Genomic DNA, 16,001 nt, shown 5'->3' with positions numbered 1-16,001 from the left:
CGTGCGACCGGATCTTGTGATCCCCCACCCCGAGGAGCAGTGATGACGCAGACCCCCGACGCCGACCGCGAGCAGGAGACCGTCCACGCGGACATGTGGTTCGACCCCGCGTGCCCCTGGGCCTGGATCACCTCGCGCTGGCTCGCCGAGGTCGAGAAGGTGCGGCCGGTCAGGGTGCGCTGGCACGTGATGAGCCTGGGCGTGCTCAACGAGGGCAGGGACCTGCCCGAGGAGTACCGCGAGAGCATCGACAGGTCCTGGGCGGCGGTACGGGTGTGCGTCGCGGCCGAACAGCGCTTCGGCCCGGAGGTCCTGGGCGGCCTGTACACGGCCCTGGGCACCCGTTTCCACAACAACGGCGAGCCCCGTACCGCGGACACGATCCGCGCCGCGCTGGCCGACGCCGGCCTGCCCGAGGACCTGGCGCAGGCGGGAGCGGCCACCGACCTCGACGAGGCCCTGCGCGCCTCGCACGAGGAGGCGATGAAGCTGGTCGGCGAGGACGTGGGCACCCCCGTCATCCAGGTCGCGGACACGGCCTTCTTCGGTCCGGTCGTCACGCCCGTCCCGCGCGGCGAGGCCGCGGGGAGGCTGTGGGACGGTGTACTGCTGGTCGCCGGGACCGACGGGTTCTTCGAACTCAAGCGGACCCGGACCCGGGGCCCCGTCTTCGACTGACCCGGAACCGCTCCGGGCCCAGGCCGCCGAGCCCGCCGCGCCGGTCCCCCGGCGCGGCGGGAGTGGCGCCGGGCGGTCGCGCCGAGTCCGGTGCACACTGGAGGCCGACCACGCAGGCAGCACGGCGGGAGGGCCCCGCCGGGACGCAGGGAGGGAAACCGTGTCCGGACCCGACGACGAGCGCAGGGTCGACTTCTTCGACGACCTCGACATCCTGCCCGACACCACCAGCGACGAGAGCGGCCCCGGCTGGGGCGAGGGCGCGGAGGACGACTCCACCGCGTGGCTGATGGACGAGCGGCCGCCGCACTGGGACTGACCCGCCGCCCCGGGCCCGTCGGCCCCCGGGCCCGCGGGAGGTCTCCGCGCATCGGGGAAACCACCGGCGCCGGGCTCCGGACTGGTCAACCCGAATCCCGTTCTGCGAAAGTGGGGCCATGCGATCCCTCTACATCGACGGCGCCTGGCGCGACTCCGCCTCCAGCGAGGCCCTGGACGTGGTCAACCCGGCGACCGAGCAGGTCATCGACTCCGTTCCGGCCGGAGCAGCCGAGGACGTCGACGCCGCGGCCTCGGCCGCGGCGGCGGCCTTCCCCGCCTGGTCCGCGCTCACTCCCGGACAGCGCGTCACCCACCTGGCCAAGGCCCTGGAGCTGTTCAACACCCGCGCCGACGACATCGCCGCGGAGCTCACCCGGGACATGGGCGCTCCCACCGGATTCGCCCGCAAGGTCCAGGCGGGGCTGCCCGCCCTGATGTTCCGGACCTACATCGACCTGGTCGAGGAGGTCGGCGAGAGCTACTTCGGCGGTGAGCGGGAGGGCAACTCGCTCGTCGTGCGCGAGCCCGTCGGCGTCGTCGGCGCCATCACCCCGTGGAACTACCCGCTCCACCAGATCGTGCTCAAGGTCGTCCCCGCCCTGCTGGCGGGCAACACCGTCGTCCTCAAGCCCAGCGAGGTCGCCCCGCTCAGCGCCTACGCCCTGACCGAGGTCTTCCACGACGCCGGCCTGCCCGCGGGCGTGTTCAACCTGGTCTCGGGCACCGGCCCGGTCGTCGGCGAGGCCATCGCCGCGCACGCCCGGGTGGACATGGTCTCCTTCACCGGCTCCACCCGCGCCGGGACGCGGGTCAGCCAGGTCGCCGCGGAGACCGTCAAGAAGGTCGCCCTGGAGCTGGGCGGCAAGTCCCCGAACGTCATCCTTCCCGGCGCCGACCTGGCCAAGGCGGTCAAGCGCGGCGTCGCCGACGTCATGCGCAACACCGGCCAGAGCTGCAACGCGCTCACCCGCATGCTGGTGCACCGCGACTCCTATGAGGAGGCGGTCTCCCTGGCCGCCGAGTCCGCCGCCAAGTACGTACCCGGCGACCCCGCCGACGAGTCCACCCGCATGGGTCCGCTGGTCTCGGCCGCCCAGTTGGAGAAGGTCCGCGGATACGTCGCGCTCGGCGTGGAGGAGGGCGCCCGCCTGGTCACCGGCGGTGCCGAGCCGGTGGAGGGGCGCCCGAACGGCTACTACGTCAGCCCGACGGTCTTCGCCGACGTGCGCAACGACATGCGCATCGCCCAGGAGGAGATCTTCGGACCCGTGCTGGTCCTGATCCCCTACGACACGGAGGAGGAGGCGGTCGCCATCGCCAACGACACCGTGTACGGGCTCAACGCCGCCGTGTGGTCCGGTGACACCGAACAGGGCCTGGCCGTGGCCCGGCGCCTGCGTGCCGGGCAGATCGAGCTCAACGGGGGCGCGCTCAACCCGCGTGCCCCCTTCGGCGGCTACAAGCGCTCGGGCAACGGCCGCGAGTGGGGGCTGTCCGGCCTGGAGGAGTTCTGCGAGGTCAAGGCCGTCCAGATGTGAGGGCCGTGGCGGGCCCCGGGCGGCCGACGCGGCCGCCCGGGCCCCGGGAGCCGGGGGGACCGCCGTCGGACGTGTGTGCGGACTCACGGCCCCCGAATGCCCTCGCGGGGAATCGGCCCCGGTGACGACCGCGTTGTGCGGTGTGGAAAAATTCTGGGGGGATATCCCTGGTCGAACCCGAACGAGGTGTGAGTTGAGTAACAAGCCCGCGGTCTCCAAGGCAGGCCCCATCGGCAAGGACATCAAGGCGATCGTCCTGTACAACGTGGTCGCCATCCTCTCCATGGCGCTCTTCGCCGTCCTCGGGCTGGCCGTCGCCTCCGCGGCGGCCTCCGCAGCCGCCCTCTGAGGGACCCGCGTACCACCGCGCCCCGCTCCGCGCATGCGGGCGGGGCGCCGCGCTTGTCACCACCGTGACCTGCCAGACTGGGCCCGTGCGTGTTTACCTTGGATCAGATCATGCGGGCTACGAGCTCAAAGAACACCTCGTCTCCTGGCTGAAGGAGCGCGGCCACGACGTCGTCGACGTCGGCCCCCCCGCCTACGACGCGGTGGACGACTACCCGCCCTTCGTGCTGCGCGCGGCCGAGGGCGTGGCCTCCGACCCGGGCTCCCTGGGCATCGTCATCGGCGGCTCCGGCAACGGCGAGCAGATCGCCGCGAACAAGGTCAGGGGCGTTCGCGCCGCCCTGGCCTGGAGCGAGGACACCGCCCGCCTGGCGCGGGAGCACAACGACGCCAACGTGCTCGGCATCGGCGCCCGGATGCACTCCCGGGAGGAGGCCGCCGGGTTCGTGGAGACCTTCCTCTCCACCCCCTACAGCGACGAGGAGCGCCACACCCGCCGCATCAGCATGCTGACGGCCTACGAGGAGACCGGCGAGCTCCCGCCGCTTCCCCAGGCCTAGGGAAGGGCCTGTCCGGGAGGCCCTCCCGGACAGGCCCGCCCCTCCCGGCGGCCGCGCGGCGCCAGCCGGTCGGCCGCCGCTCGCAGCGGGGAGTCGGCGGTCCGTATCCCCGCGACCGTGCCCGTGCGGTGCCCGCCGACCGACGGGGCGGGGCCTTCGGCCGCTCGACAGATCTTCTGGGGCGTATGTGCCCGCCCTTGCCTTGTGTCTGGTTTGTGGCGTTTATGGACACTGTGCCTTGTCTCACTTCCTGGGACGGGTGCCCCTGGCCTGCTCCGAACCCCTGTGAGACGCTGGGAACGGCCGCGCCACCGGGGTGCGAGTCGCACCAGGCGGCCCGGTCGGAGTGAGTGTCCAGGCCGTGAGACGGTGCCCGAGATGAGGGACAACCCCGGCATTCGGAGCCGTTCCCCCGTGTCGGGGTAGTGCCCGACTCCGCACGCTCGGTTATCGGCTGAACCCAAATCCGTGGTTTGGGGGAGAACACCGCTGGTTGCACGTGCCACGGCCACACCCCCCGCGCTACAGTTCGTGCACAGTGGCGGGCCCTCGTTGTCCGCGGCGCGGCGCCCATCGTCGGCGCCTCCAGCCATCACGGCCGGGGCGTGCCCCGCACACCGCCCCCCGTAAGCCGCACACGTACCCGGTGGCGACGTGGCCCCCATGCCCACCCGACCATGCCGTCCGAGAACCGACCCCCGCTGGTGAGCGGGTGTGCAACGCAGGGGATCCATGAAGCCCACACCGACCGCCAAGGCCACCCGGCTGCTGCGCTCCACCGCGCAGCGGCTCGTCGCGGTGCTCCGGCGCAAGGTGCTGTTCCGCTACCGGCTCGTCCTCATCACCCTCGTCGTGCTGGCCGTCGGCGTCGGAGTCGGCGCGGTGTGGGGTCCCACCGGCTGGTTCCCGCCCAGTTCCACCATCCTCACCGTCCTGGCGGGCGGCCTCCTCCTCAAGCGCAAGAGCCTGGCCTTCCTGCTGGCCGTGGTCGGCGCCGTCCTCTTGTTCGTCGCCTTCATGCTCGACTTCGGCCAGGTGGGTCCCGGCCTGCTGGTCACCATCGGCGTCACCGCCGTCCTGTCCTACCTGCTGTCGGGGGTGCGCGAGCGCCTCGGCGTGCAGGGGCTCAGCGGCGAGATGATGCTGCTGGACCTGCGCGACCGCCTCCGCCACCAGGGCAGGCTGCCCCGGCTGCCCGAGGGCTGGGGGCGCACCGCCGTCCTGCGCCAGGCGGGCGGCTCGTCCTTCGGCGGCGACTTCGTCGTCTCCATCCGCAGGGAGAACCGGCTGGACGTGGCCGTCGTGGACGTCTCCGGCAAGGGCGTGGACGCCGGGACCCGCGCCCTGATGCTCTCCGGCGCGTTCAGCGGGCTCATCGGGGCCGTCCCCGCCCACGACTTCCTCGCCCACTGCAACGACTACCTCATGCGCAACAGCGGCGGCGAGGGCTTCGTGACCGCCGTGCACCTGAGCGTGGACCTGGACACGGGCGAGTACCAGATCGCCTCCGCCGGGCACCCGCCCGCGCTGCACTACGACAACGGCGGCGGAGTGTGGAGCACCACCGAGGCCAAGGGCGTGGTCCTGGGGGTCATCCCGGAGATGACCTACACCTCCGTCGAGGGCAGGCTCCGGCCCGGCGACGCCATCATGCTCTGCACCGACGGCCTCATCGAGACCCCCGGCGAGGACCTCGACGCGGGGATCGACCGGCTCCTGGGCGCCGCCGAGCGACTCGTCCCACGCGGGTTCGCCACCGGCGCGGGCGAGATCGTGGACACCCTCAGCAAGGACAAGAACGACGACTGCGCCCTGGTCGTCCTCTGGCGCGACTGAGCCGCCCGGTCCCGTCCTCCCCGCCCAGGGGGCGGTCACCGCCGTGTTCACGGGTCGGCCGATGCGGCACCGGGACGCCTCGACGGGTAGGGTCGGTGTGCTCCCCGTCCCGCGTACGGCGGCCCAGCCCGTACACGTCCAGGATCGCCGTGCCCGCCCTTTCCGCCCCCGGCGCCAACTCCACGCACGGTCCACCACACCAGCGACGACGGGACCGGAGCGGGGCCGGCCACCGGCCCGCCGCTTTTCCAAGGACTGGTGTCGCTCGTGGGTGCCCCCCACCGGGCGTAGGAGAATGCGAGGGGGTGCTTCGCATGTCAGAAGGCGAGCGCGCTGAAGAACTGATCGGACTGGTCCAGACCAACGACCTGACCGGTATCCGGCTCTGGTTGGCCGAACACAGGCCCTACGAGATCGCCGACGAACTCTCCCGCATGGACGGCGGCGAAGCGATCATCCCCTTCCGGCTCCTGGACAAGGACCGCGAGCTGGAGGTCTTCGAGGAACTCGACCCCGGCCAGCAGCAGGCCATCCTGCTGGGACTGCGCGACAACGCCTTCCGCGAGATCCTGGAGGAGATGGACCCGGACGACCGGGCCCGTCTCATCGGTGAGGCACCCGCCAAGATCGCCACCCGTGCCCTGGCCGGCCTCAGCCCCGCCGAACGCAAGATGACCGCCGCCCTCCTGGGCTACGCCGAGGACTCCGTCGGCCGGTACATGACCCCCGAGACGGTCATCCTGCACCGCGACCTGGCGGTGGGCCGCGCCCTGGAGGTCGTGCGCGCCAAAGGGGCCGACGCCGAGACCATCTACACCCTGCCGGTGGTCAGCGACGGCCGCCGCATGGTCGGAACGGTGACGCTGCGCGACCTGGTGGTCAGCGACGACGACCGCCTGATCAAGGACATCGTGGACGTGTTCGCGCCGCGCGTGCGCGCCTTGGAGCCGGTCGAGGACGCCGCCCGCCTGATGCAGGAGGCCAACCTGGTCTCCCTGCCGGTGGTGGACTCGGAGGACCGCTTCCTGGGCCTGCTGACCTTCGACGACGCCCTGGAGATCATCGAGGCCGCCGACTCCGAGGACATGGCCCGCCAGTCCGGTGCCAGCCCGGTCGCCGACCACTACGTGAGCGTCAGCGTGCTGCGCCTGGTGGGGGCGCGGTCGGTGTGGCTGATGCTGCTCATCGTGGCGGCCACGCTCACGGTCAACGTGATGCAGTTCTTCGAGGGGGCGCTGGACGCGGTCACCGCCCTGGCGCTGTTCGTGCCGATGCTCATCGGTACCGGCGGCAACGTCGGCGCGCAGTCGGCCACCGCGATCGTGCGTGCTCTGGCGGTCGGCGAGGTGCGGGTGCGCGACCTGCCGTCGGTGATCTGGAAGGAGGCCCGGGTCGGCCTGCTCCTGGGGCTGCTCCTGGCCGGGCTGGCCCTGGCCATCGGTTCCCTGCTGGTGGGTGCGGCCGTCGCGGTGGTGGTGGCGTGCTCGGTGATCGCGGTGTGTACGTGGGCGGCGGTCATCGGTTCGTCCATGCCGCTGCTCGCCCGCAAGGTGGGTGTGGACCCGGCCGTGGTGTCCTCTCCCATGGTGACCACGATCGTGGACGCCTCGGGCCTGCTCATCTACTTCTCCATCGCCACCGCGGTCCTGGGCGTCTGACCTGTTCGGCGCCGCTCCGCTCGGCCTTCGTGGTGCTCCGAACGCATGACCGGGGCGTGGAGCGGGTATCTCCGGAGGAGCAGGACCAATCTAGGGGGATGCCATGGCGGGTGCCGGAGGCGCGTTCAACCGGTTGAAGAAGGTTGTCGACAACAACGCCGACAAGGCCCAGGGCCTGGTGGGCAAGGCCGCACAAGCCGCGAAGAAGGCCACGGGGGGGTCCCACAACGACAAGATCGACCGCGGGGCCGGAGCCGCGACGGAGTACCTGCGCAAGCGCTCCCGCAAGGACGGGAACGAGAAGTAGCCCGGCCCGCGTGAGCTCGGGGCGGGTGGGGGCGTCCACAATGTGAGGATGCCTTCACCCGCCCCTTCGTGTTCGTCCGCCTCTCCTGACCCCGCCGAGTCCTCCGGACCGGGCGCCCCGGCCGGTCCCCGGTGGCCGGTCCTGCTCGCCAGGGTCCGCATGCCGTTGATGTGGGCGGCCACGCTCGCCCTCCTCGCCGGTTATCTCGGCCTGTCCTGGTGGGCGGGCGGCACGCTGCTCGCGGCCGCGCTCGCCGTGTACCTGCGCCTGGGCACCGTGCGGCGCGGGCCCCGGACGCTGGAACCGCCGGTGCGGGGCCGCTGGATGGCGCTCACCAGCCCCGTGGACAACGTGCCCAGCCAGGGAAGCCACGCCTACGGGCAGACCTACGCGCTCGGCCTGGTCGCCGAGCCGGGGGAGGGCGCCCGGCCCGACATCGGCTGGCGTCCGCTCAGCCGCCCGCCGGGCGACTTCCCGGCCTTCGGGCAGCCCGTGTACGCCCCCGCCGACGGGACCGTGGTGACCGCGCACGACCGCCGGCGCGACCACCGCAGCCGCAACTCGTGGCCGTGGCTGTTCGGCTCGGTCGTGGAGAACACGCTGCGGGAGCTGCGGGGCCCGGCCGGGCTGCTCGGCAACCACCTGGTGATCGACGTGGGCGGTGCCTACGTGCTCCTAGGACACCTGCAGCGGGGGTCTCTGGCGGTCCGCCCGGGGGACCGGGTCCGGGCCGGCCAGTCAGTGGCCCGCTGCGGGAACTCGGGGGCGTGCACCGAACCCCAGGTGCGCGTGCAGCTCATGGACCACCGCAGCCCCCTGTTCGCCGCCGGGCTGCCGTTCGTGTGGGCGCCGGGGTGGAACGGGAAGGCCGAGGGGGAGGGGCTTCCGGAGACCTGGCGGCCCGTGGTGGTCGCGGATCCGGGGCGGAACGGCGTACCCGCCGATCATCAGGGTTCCGCGACGGATTACCCTGACGAGGTAAGGCGAACCTAACGGTTCTGGCGCTCCTGACGAGAGCACGGGGGAGAGCGTGAACGCGGTTGAAGGGCGTCCGTGCCAGCTCACGGTCTGTCGGGGCTGTTGCTGCGGGACGAGGAAGAAGGTCCCGGGCGTGGACCACGAGGCCCAACTCGCCCGTCTCAGCGCCATCGAGGACCACTCCGGCCGCACCGTCCCCGTGCGCACCAGCAAGTGCCTGGACATCTGCTTCCAGGCGAACGTGGTGGTCGTCCAGCCCTCCCACGCGGGGCGCGCGGCCGGCGGCCGCCTGGTGTGGCTGGGCGGGATCACCGAGGACGCGTTGGTCGAGGCCGTCGACGACTGGATCTTCGAGGGCGGCCCCGGCCTCGCGCCGCTGCCCGCCGCCCTGGTCGGCCACGTGACGTCCAAGGACGCGAAGAAGCCGAAGAAGCGCAAGGAGCCCAAGCACTCCAAGGCGGCCAAGAAGGAGCGCGAGAAGGCCGAGAAGAGGGCCAGGGCCGACAGGAAGACCGCCAAGGAGTCGGGCCCGGACAGGGACCGCAGCCGCCCGAAGAAGTCCGGCAAGGACAAGGAGGACAAGGGCAAGAAGAAGGACGGGAAGAAGTAGGCCGGTGGCCCGCCGCCGTACGGCCCGGATCCGCTCCGGTGACCGCGGACCCGGCCCGCCCCTCCCTAACGGCTCTGCGGCGCGAACTGCGTCCGGTACAGCGCCGTGTACAGTCCGCCCTGCTCCAGTAGTTCGTCGTGCGTGCCCCGCTCCAGGATCCGCCCGTCCTCCAGCACCAGGATCTGGTCCGCCTCCCGCACCGTCGCCAGCCGGTGCGCGATCACCAGGGAGGTCCGCCCCTCCAGCGCCACCGCCAGGGCCTCCTGCACGGCCGCCTCGGACTCGGAGTCCAGGTGCGCCGTGGCCTCGTCCAGCACCACCACCGACGGTGCCTTCAGCAGCAGCCGCGCGATGGCCAGCCGCTGCTTCTCACCGCCGGACAGCCGGTACCCCCGGTCGCCGACCATCGTGTCCAGCCCGTTGGGAAGGTGCTCCAGGAGGGGTCCCAGCCGCGCCATCCGCAGCACCTCCTCCAGTTCGGCGTCGGTCGCCTCCGGACGGGCGTACCGCAGGTTCGCGCCCACCGTGTCGTGGAACAGCTGCGCGTCCTGGGTGACCACGCCCACCGTCTCGCGCAGCGAGTCCCCGGTCGCCTCGCGCAGGTCCAGACCGCCCAGGCGCACCTCGCCCTCGGTCGGGTCGTACAGGCGCGACACCAGGTGCGTCAGCGTCGTCTTGCCCGCGCCGGAGGGACCCACCAGGGCCACCATCGTCCCCGGCTCCGCGCGGAAGGACACCCCGCTCAGCACCTGGGTGTCCTCGTCCACCTCCGCGTGCGGCGTCAGCTCCAGCGACGCCACCGACGACTCCTTCGCCCCCGGGTAGCGGAACGACACGTTGTCGAACTCCACGCCCAGCGCGCCCCCGGGCAGGCCCCTGGCGTCCGGGCTCTCCTTGATGCCCGGCTCCAGGTCCAGCACCTCGAAGACGCGGTCGAAGGAGACCAGGGCGGTCATGATCTCCACGTGCACGTTGGACAGCGTGGTCACCGGTCCGTACAGACGGGAGAGCAGGGTGGTCAGCGCCACCAGCGTGCCCACCTCGAACGCCCCGTCGATCGCCAGCACGCCGCCGACCCCGTACACCATCGCCATCGCCAGCGCCGTGATCAGGCCCAGCATGCTGAACAGAAGGGAACCGAACACCGCCTGGCGCACGCCCAGGTCGCGGACCCGCCCCGCGCGGCGGGCGAACCCCTCCGACTCCTCGTCGGGGCGTCCGTACAGCTTGACCAGCATCGCCCCGCCGACGTTGAACCGCTCGGTCATCAGCGAGCTCATGTCCGCGTTGGTGTCCATCGCGTCGCGGGAGATGTGCGCCAGCCGCCGCCCGATCAGCTTGGCGGGGACCACGAAGAGCGGGACCAGCGCCAGCGCGATCAGCGTCACCTGCCACGACAGCGCGAGCATCGTCACGATCACCGCGGTCGCGCTGACCACGTTGGACACCACGGACTGGAGTACGGAGGTGATCGCCCGCTGCGCGCCCACCACGTCGGTGTTCAGCCGGCTGATCAGGGACCCGGTCTGGGTGCGGGTGAAGAAGGACACCGGCATCCGCTGCACGTGGCCGAACACCTCCGTGCGCAGCTGGTAGATGACCCCCTCGCCGATCCGTGAGGACAGCCACCGGCCCAGGAGGGTCAGCGCGCCCTCCAGCACCGCCAGCCCGGCCGCGGCGAGCGCCAGCCACACCACCAGCGAGGCGTTTCCGGGCACGATGCCCCGGTCGATGATGGCCTTGAGCAGCAGCGGGTTGGCGACCACGATCGCGGAACCGATCACGGTCACCAGGAGGAAGAACAGGATCGTCCGCCAGTGCGGACGGGCATAGGAGATGATCCGCCGGGTGATGCCGGGCGGCAGTGACTGCCCCTTCGCGCTCCCGTCGTTGACCAGGGCCCTGTAGGAGGGCCTGCCGGACATCATTGTCATGGACAGCCTCGTTCTGCTCGCCTGTTCGCCACGCGTGCGTCAACGCACGCATGCGTCAACACCGGTGTAGGCATACCGCTTCCCGGAAGGGGGCGCACGCGCGGTGCCGCGGGCCAGCCGGAGGGCCTCCACCCGGAGAGCCGCCGCGGCCCTACAGGGAGTGGGCGAGGCGGCCCAGCGCCGCGGTGGTGGAGCGTCCGGGGGTGAAGGGCAGCTCCCAGGCCTGTGCGCCGAGTGCGTCGGCGCCGCGGATCTTGGCCTGGGTGTAGCGGTCCCCGGCGGTGTAGGCCAGGGCGGCGGGATTCAGGGGGCGCAGGACCTCGGCGTAGGACGTCCAGTCGGCGGTCTCCGGCGGGCCCTCGATGACGAACGAGCCGGCGACGCAGCCCAGGGCGGCGACGGTCTCGGCGCGCTCGTCGGCGGGGTTCACCGGGCGTCCGGACCCCTTCCAGGCACGCACGCGCTCGTCGGACTCGATACCCACCACGAGGGGCAGCCCCCGCTCGGCGATGGCCCGGAGGAAGCGGACGTGTCCGACGTGCAGGACGTCGAAGGCCCCGGTGACCACGGCCGGTCGCACCAGGTCGTCGGGCCGCTCGAACCAGCGTGCGCCGAGAGGGGTGTCCGGGTCGTGTGTCGCGTCCGTGTCCGTCATTCAGTCACCCGTTTCGCATGCCCGAGGGCGCCCGCATCCGATCGCGCCCACAGGGCCGCCCGCAAAGTCAACGTACCCCTTGGAGGCCGGTATTCCGCCGCGGAGCGCACAGAACCGAACAGGGTTCTTCTCCGGTTTCCCTTCTCCGGGCACGGACCCGCGGCCCGTTTCTGTGAGAGACCTCACTGCGGCGACGGCCGGTTGTGGGGGTGCAAACGGGGTGGAAACGACGAACGAGCCGGTGTCGGAAACACACGGCTCGCACGAATGGCCACGGTCGGACCCTGGTGGAACGACGGTTCGGGGGTCGTCCCCCGGGTGGAGTGGCGAGGCGAGCCGGCACGTGAGTGCGCAGCTCGCTCCGAGCGGGGAGGGGGTTCGGGGGTCGTCCCCCGGGTGGAGCGGCGAGGCGAGCCGGCACGTGAGTGCGCAGCTCGCTCCGAGCGGGGAGGGGGTTCGGGGGTCGTCCCCCGGGTGGAGTGGCGAGGCGAGCCGGCACGTGAGTGCGCAGCTCGCCCCGAGCGGGGAGGGGGTTCGGGGGTCGTCCCCCGGGTGGAGCGGTGAAGCGAGCCGGCACGTGAGTGCACAGCTCGCCCCGAGCGGAGCGGGCGACGAGAATCGAACTCGCATGACCAGCTTGGAAGGCTGGGGTTCTACCATTGAACTACGCCCGCGTGGCGCCAGAGACTTCGAGTGTCCTCTAGACTCTTGGAGCCGACGGAGACAAGAGTACAGTCTCCGGAGCCGTGTTCGCACACTCATATCGAGAGTGCGATCCTTGGTTCGGCGCACGGGGTGTGGCGCAGCTTGGTTAGCGCGCATGCTTTGGGAGCATGAGGCCGCGGGTTCGAATCCCGCCACCCCGACGAAACCACCGTGGCAGCGGCCTCAGGCCGTGCGCCGTGGCCCCCTGTGTATCTGCCCTAGACTTGGTGCGATCAGCAGGAAACTGTAAGTCCCAGCCCGTCGCAGGGCACCCCAGTTGGATGCGGTCGTCAAGACCTCCGGGGTGCGCTCGTGCATTTCGCCGTTGTGTGTGGTGCGCCTGCGGGCCGACGCGGACACCAGCCGGCAAACCTAGGAGTACCGCCCCGTGAAGACCGATGTCGAGGAGCTGAGCCCCACCCGGGTCAAGCTGACCGTCGAGGTGCCCTTCGAGGAACTCGATCACGCTTTCGACGTGACCTACAAGTCGCTCGCCAAGCAGGTCCGGATCAAGGGCTTCCGCCCGGGCAAGGCGCCGGCGCGGCTGATCGACCGCTACGTCGGCCGCGGCGCGGTGATCAGCGAAGCGGTCAACCACGCCGTCCCGGAGCTCTACAACGAAGCCATCCAGAAGGAGGAGCTCTTCGCGCTCGGCCAGCCCGACGTGGAGGTCACCAAGCTGGAGGACAACGACGAGCTCGCCTTCACCGCCGAGGTCGATATCCGCCCCAAGTTCGAGGTCGAGGACTACAAGGGCATCGAGGTCACCGTCGACAACGCCGAGGTGACCGACGAGCAGGTCGACGAGCAGATCGGCACCCTGCGCGAGCGCTTCTCCACCCTCGTGGGCGTCGACCGCCCGATCGAGGACGGCGACCACCTGTCCATCGACCTGTCCGCCGCCGTCAACGGCGAGAAGCTCGAGGACGTCGCCGTCAGCGGCTACTCCTACGAGGTGGGCACCAACGCCATGCTGGAGGGCCTCGACGAGACCCTGCGCGGCATGCGGGCCGGTGAAGAGGCCACCTTCACCACCACCCTCGTCGGTGGTGAGCACGAGGGCCAGGAGGCGGACGTCACCGTCACCGTGCACAGCGTGAAGGTCAAGGAGCTGCCCGAGCTGGACGACGAGTTCGCCCAGCTGGCCTCGGAGTTCGACACCATCGGCGAGCTGCGCGACGACGTCCGCAAGCGCATGGTCGAGGTCCGCCGCCTCCAGCAGCTCTCCGCCGCCCGTGACAAGGCGCTGGAGAAGCTGATCGACTCCGTCGACATCCCGCTGCCCGACGCGGTCGTCGACGAGGAGATCACCCGCCGCCGTCAGAGCCTGGAGCAGCAGCTCGCCCAGGGCGGTCTGACCAAGGAGGCCTACCTCGAGTCGCAGGAGAAGACCGAGGAGGAGTTCGAGGAGGAGCTGACCACCGGCGCCCGCTCCGCGGTCAAGGCCGGGTTCATCCTCGACCAGCTGGCCATCCAGGAGGACCTGAGCGCCGACCAGAGCGAGCTCAGCCAGTACGTGTTCGAGCAGGCCCAGCGCATGGGCGTGAGCCCGGACCAGCTGGCCCAGCACCTGGTCGAGTCCAACCAGATCCGCGTCGCCTTCACCGAGGTCGTCCGCGGCAAGGCCATGGACCTGGTCCTGGCCGAGGCCAGGGTCACCGACGAGGACGGCAACGTCATCGAGCAGGAGCGCCCCGAGGAGCAGGCGGCCAAGGCCGCCGCGGCCGCCGCGGACGCCGCGGACGAGACCCTCGAGGTCATCGAGGACGAGGCGGCCGGGCCCGCCTCCGACGACGCCAAGGCCGACGAGGCCAAGGGCGACGACGCCAAGTCCGAGGACGCCGCCCAGTAGGGTTCGACGCTTCGCGCGCACGGGCCCCGTCCGACCCCGCCGGGTCGGGCGGGGCCCGTCGTGTTCGCTGGTGGAGGAACACCCTGGATGGGGACCGTGTCACCTTGCGCTCAAGGCGAACAGGCCCGGGATCCGGACGAGCCCGGTGCCGAGCGGCGTTAGTGTCGCTGTATCGCAACCGTTTCGATTCCGGAGCAGGTGACGAGAGTGCCGCCGACCTTTGAAGAGTCCCCGCGCTTCGACGCTCGTACGTCGGAGACGCAGTTTTCCCCTTTCCTTGAGCAGACGCCTCAGCGCCTGTTGCGCCAGCGAATCGTTTTCCTCGGCCAGCAGGTCGACGACGAGATCGCCAACCGCCTGGTTGGTGAGCTCCTGCTGCTGTCCGCGGAGGACCGCCAGCGAGACATCACCATGTACATCAACTCGCCCGGTGGGTCCGTGACCGCGGGCATGGCGATCTACGACGTCATGCAGTACATCCCCAACGACGTGCGCACCGTGGGTATCGGTATGGCCGCGTCCATGGGCCAGATGCTCCTGTGCGCCGGTGCCCCCGGCAAGCGCTACGCGCTGCCGCACACCCGCGTCATGATGCACCAGCCGTCCGGTGGCATCGGGGGTACCGCCTCCGACATCCGGATCCTGGCCGACCAGCTGCTCTACGTGAAGAAGATGTTCATAGAGAAGATCTCCGAGCACACGGGCCAGTCGGTCGAGCAGATCGAGAAGGACGCCGACCGCGACCGCTGGTTCACCGCGCAGGAGTCCAAGGACTACGGCTTCATCGACGAGGTCCTGGAGGGAACCCTCGACGTGACCCCGGACCGGACCCAGAGTTGATCCGTCGGACCTGCGTCACAGGAACGGCACAGTGCGTGGAAGGCGTGAAATGACCGAGTTCAACCCCAGTCACATCGGCGGCGCGGCCTCGATGGCTCCCCAGAGCCGCTACGTCCTGCCGTCCTACGTGGAGCGGACGTCCTACGGCGTCAAGGAGATGAATCCGTACAACAAGCTCTTCGAGGAGCGGATCATCTTCGTCGGCGTGCAGATCGACGACGTCTCGGCCAACGATCTGATGGCCCAGCTCATCACCCTTGAGCAGCTCGACTCCGAGCGGGACATCCAGATGTACATCAACTCGCCCGGAGGGTCCTTCACCTCCCTCATGGCGATCTACGACACGATGCAGTTCGTCCGCCCCGACATCCAGACGGTGTGCATCGGACAGGCCGCCTCGGCCGCCGCGATCCTGCTCGCGGGCGGGACCGCCGGCAAGCGCGGCGCGCTGCCCAACTCCCGCATCCTGATCCACCAGCCCGCCACCGAGGGCATGCACGGTCAGGCCAGCGACATCGAGATCCAGGCGAACGAGATCACCCGTATCCGTAGCCAGCTGGAGACCACCCTGGCCCGCCACACCGGGCGCTCGGTCGAGCAGGTCTCCCAGGACATCGAGCGGGACAAGATCCTCACCGCAGAGGAAGCCAAGGACTACGGCATCATCGATTTCGTGCTGCCCTACCGCAAGGCCTCCCTGAAGTAGGGTCACAGCAGCGCCGAGAACCCCGGCCGTGCCCGCGGAAGCGGGCCCGCGGCGGGAGTTCCGGCCCAGGTCGAAGCGTTGGCCGGACCGGCCCCTGACCCGCCCGGAGGAGCCTGGTGGTGAAGCCGGTCCGGTTTTTCGCTTAGTCTGACGGAGAGCGACACACAGATCGCCTCGTCCGTGACCACCGCTGTGGACGGTTACGGGAGATTTTCGACTTCCGTGCGGCCCTCGCGCGTGAGCGGCACCGACGGGGCGGCCTTAGTTTTGAGGAGTGGCTGGGTGGCACGCATCGGCGACGGCGGGGACCTGTTGAAGTGCTCGTTCTGCGGCAAGAGCCAGAAGCAGGTGAAGAAGCTCATCGCTGGCCCCGGCGTGTACATCTGCGATGAGTGCATCGATCTGTGCAACGAGATCATCGAAGAGGAACTCGCCGACGCCACCGAGCTCACCTGGGATGCGCTTCCCAAGCCGC

At 70.7% G+C, this 16,001-nt stretch carries 16 protein-coding genes and 2 tRNA genes; 15 read left to right on the top strand and 3 right to left on the bottom strand.

What is annotated here, in order from left to right:
* Positions 1-42 precede the first annotated feature (42 nt).
* The 10 genes from A6A08_RS06705 (at position 43) to A6A08_RS06670 (ending at position 8,834) form a co-directional block, all read left to right on the top strand.
* On the top strand, positions 43-678 hold the full coding sequence (locus A6A08_RS06705; RefSeq protein WP_073701669.1) for a disulfide bond formation protein DsbA: 636 nt from the start codon (positions 43-45) through the stop codon (positions 676-678).
* 160 nt (positions 679-838) lie between these two features.
* A complete protein-coding gene (locus A6A08_RS28150; protein WP_199866859.1) occupies positions 839-997 on the top strand; it encodes a hypothetical protein in 159 nt (52 codons plus the stop codon).
* Positions 998-1,115: 118 nt separating this feature from the next.
* On the top strand, positions 1,116-2,537 hold the full coding sequence (locus A6A08_RS06700; protein ID WP_073701668.1) for an aldehyde dehydrogenase family protein: 1,422 nt from the start codon (positions 1,116-1,118) through the stop codon (positions 2,535-2,537).
* A 193-nt stretch (positions 2,538-2,730) separates the two neighbouring features.
* The gene (locus A6A08_RS28145) at positions 2,731-2,886 is read left to right on the top strand and encodes a hypothetical protein (protein WP_199866858.1); all 156 of its coding nucleotides are present in this window, start codon (positions 2,731-2,733) and stop codon (positions 2,884-2,886) included.
* A gap of 85 nt (positions 2,887-2,971) precedes the next feature.
* Positions 2,972-3,445 (top strand): ribose-5-phosphate isomerase, encoded by a 474-nt coding sequence (locus tag A6A08_RS06695; RefSeq protein ID WP_073701667.1) that lies wholly within the window; start codon positions 2,972-2,974, stop codon positions 3,443-3,445.
* A 732-nt stretch (positions 3,446-4,177) separates the two neighbouring features.
* Positions 4,178-5,281 carry a PP2C family protein-serine/threonine phosphatase gene (locus tag A6A08_RS06690; protein WP_073701666.1) on the top strand — a complete coding sequence of 368 codons (1,104 nt, stop codon included), beginning with the start codon at positions 4,178-4,180 and terminating at the stop codon, positions 5,279-5,281.
* Positions 5,282-5,595: 314 nt separating this feature from the next.
* Positions 5,596-6,939 (top strand): magnesium transporter, encoded by a 1,344-nt coding sequence (mgtE, locus tag A6A08_RS06685; RefSeq protein ID WP_073701665.1) that lies wholly within the window; start codon positions 5,596-5,598, stop codon positions 6,937-6,939.
* Positions 6,940-7,042: 103 nt separating this feature from the next.
* On the top strand, positions 7,043-7,246 hold the full coding sequence (locus A6A08_RS06680) for an Rv0909 family putative TA system antitoxin (protein WP_073701664.1): 204 nt from the start codon (positions 7,043-7,045) through the stop codon (positions 7,244-7,246).
* A 159-nt stretch (positions 7,247-7,405) separates the two neighbouring features.
* A complete protein-coding gene (locus tag A6A08_RS06675; protein ID WP_073701663.1) occupies positions 7,406-8,239 on the top strand; it encodes a M23 family metallopeptidase in 834 nt (277 codons plus the stop codon).
* Between the two features lie 118 nt (positions 8,240-8,357).
* Positions 8,358-8,834, top strand: a complete 477-nt coding sequence (locus A6A08_RS06670) for a (2Fe-2S) ferredoxin domain-containing protein (protein ID WP_242422147.1) — start codon at positions 8,358-8,360, stop codon at positions 8,832-8,834.
* Positions 8,835-8,899: 65 nt separating this feature from the next.
* On the opposite strand, the gene A6A08_RS06665 is transcribed toward A6A08_RS06670, so the two are convergent.
* The 3 genes from A6A08_RS06665 to A6A08_RS06655 form a co-directional block, all read right to left on the bottom strand.
* The gene (locus A6A08_RS06665) at positions 8,900-10,762 is read right to left on the bottom strand and encodes an ABC transporter ATP-binding protein (RefSeq protein WP_073701661.1); all 1,863 of its coding nucleotides are present in this window, start codon (positions 10,760-10,762) and stop codon (positions 8,900-8,902) included.
* A 157-nt stretch (positions 10,763-10,919) separates the two neighbouring features.
* Positions 10,920-11,423, bottom strand: coding sequence for an adenylyltransferase/cytidyltransferase family protein (locus A6A08_RS06660; RefSeq protein ID WP_073701660.1), 504 nt, complete (start codon positions 11,421-11,423; stop codon positions 10,920-10,922).
* 603 nt (positions 11,424-12,026) lie between these two features.
* A tRNA-Gly gene (locus A6A08_RS06655) sits at positions 12,027-12,097 on the bottom strand.
* A 117-nt stretch (positions 12,098-12,214) separates the two neighbouring features.
* Between A6A08_RS06655 and A6A08_RS06650 the strand changes: the two genes are divergently transcribed.
* From A6A08_RS06650 to A6A08_RS06630, 5 genes are all read left to right on the top strand, one after another.
* Positions 12,215-12,289, top strand: a tRNA-Pro gene (locus tag A6A08_RS06650).
* 227 nt (positions 12,290-12,516) lie between these two features.
* Complete coding sequence (gene tig / locus A6A08_RS06645) at positions 12,517-13,980, top strand: trigger factor (RefSeq protein ID WP_073701659.1); 1,464 nt, start codon at positions 12,517-12,519, stop codon at positions 13,978-13,980.
* A 207-nt stretch (positions 13,981-14,187) separates the two neighbouring features.
* Complete coding sequence (locus tag A6A08_RS06640) at positions 14,188-14,820, top strand: ClpP family protease (protein ID WP_073701658.1); 633 nt, start codon at positions 14,188-14,190, stop codon at positions 14,818-14,820.
* A gap of 49 nt (positions 14,821-14,869) precedes the next feature.
* The gene (locus A6A08_RS06635) at positions 14,870-15,526 is read left to right on the top strand and encodes an ATP-dependent Clp protease proteolytic subunit (protein WP_073701657.1); all 657 of its coding nucleotides are present in this window, start codon (positions 14,870-14,872) and stop codon (positions 15,524-15,526) included.
* Positions 15,527-15,808: 282 nt separating this feature from the next.
* Positions 15,809-16,001, top strand: a 193-nt coding sequence (locus A6A08_RS06630) for a ClpX C4-type zinc finger protein (protein ID WP_274534011.1), incomplete at its 3' end; no start/stop codon positions are given.

This window comes from Nocardiopsis sp. TSRI0078 (assembly GCF_001905145.1).
In the GTDB taxonomy this organism is placed as follows: Bacteria; Actinomycetota; Actinomycetes; order Streptosporangiales; family Streptosporangiaceae; genus Nocardiopsis.
The sequence above is the reverse complement of the archived record's forward strand: the minus strand, read 5'-3'. Positions and strand labels throughout refer to the sequence as shown.

Bases quoted from the DNA above. Each gene is read 5' to 3' on its own strand.
- A6A08_RS06705 (WP_073701669.1), top strand. From the start codon at position 43: ATGACGCAGACCCCCGACGCCGACCGCGAGCAGGAGACCGTCCACGCG.
- A6A08_RS06700 (WP_073701668.1), top strand. From the start codon at position 1,116: ATGCGATCCCTCTACATCGACGGCGCCTGGCGCGACTCCGCCTCCAGC.
- A6A08_RS06690 (WP_073701666.1), top strand. From the start codon at position 4,178: ATGAAGCCCACACCGACCGCCAAGGCCACCCGGCTGCTGCGCTCCACC.
- mgtE (WP_073701665.1), top strand. From the start codon at position 5,596: ATGTCAGAAGGCGAGCGCGCTGAAGAACTGATCGGACTGGTCCAGACC.
- A6A08_RS06680 (WP_073701664.1), top strand. From the start codon at position 7,043: ATGGCGGGTGCCGGAGGCGCGTTCAACCGGTTGAAGAAGGTTGTCGAC.
- A6A08_RS06675 (WP_073701663.1), top strand. From the start codon at position 7,406: ATGCCGTTGATGTGGGCGGCCACGCTCGCCCTCCTCGCCGGTTATCTC.
- A6A08_RS06665 (WP_073701661.1), bottom strand. From the start codon at position 10,762: ATGATGTCCGGCAGGCCCTCCTACAGGGCCCTGGTCAACGACGGGAGC.
- A6A08_RS06660 (WP_073701660.1), bottom strand. From the start codon at position 11,423: ATGACGGACACGGACGCGACACACGACCCGGACACCCCTCTCGGCGCA.
- A6A08_RS06635 (WP_073701657.1), top strand. From the start codon at position 14,870: ATGACCGAGTTCAACCCCAGTCACATCGGCGGCGCGGCCTCGATGGCT.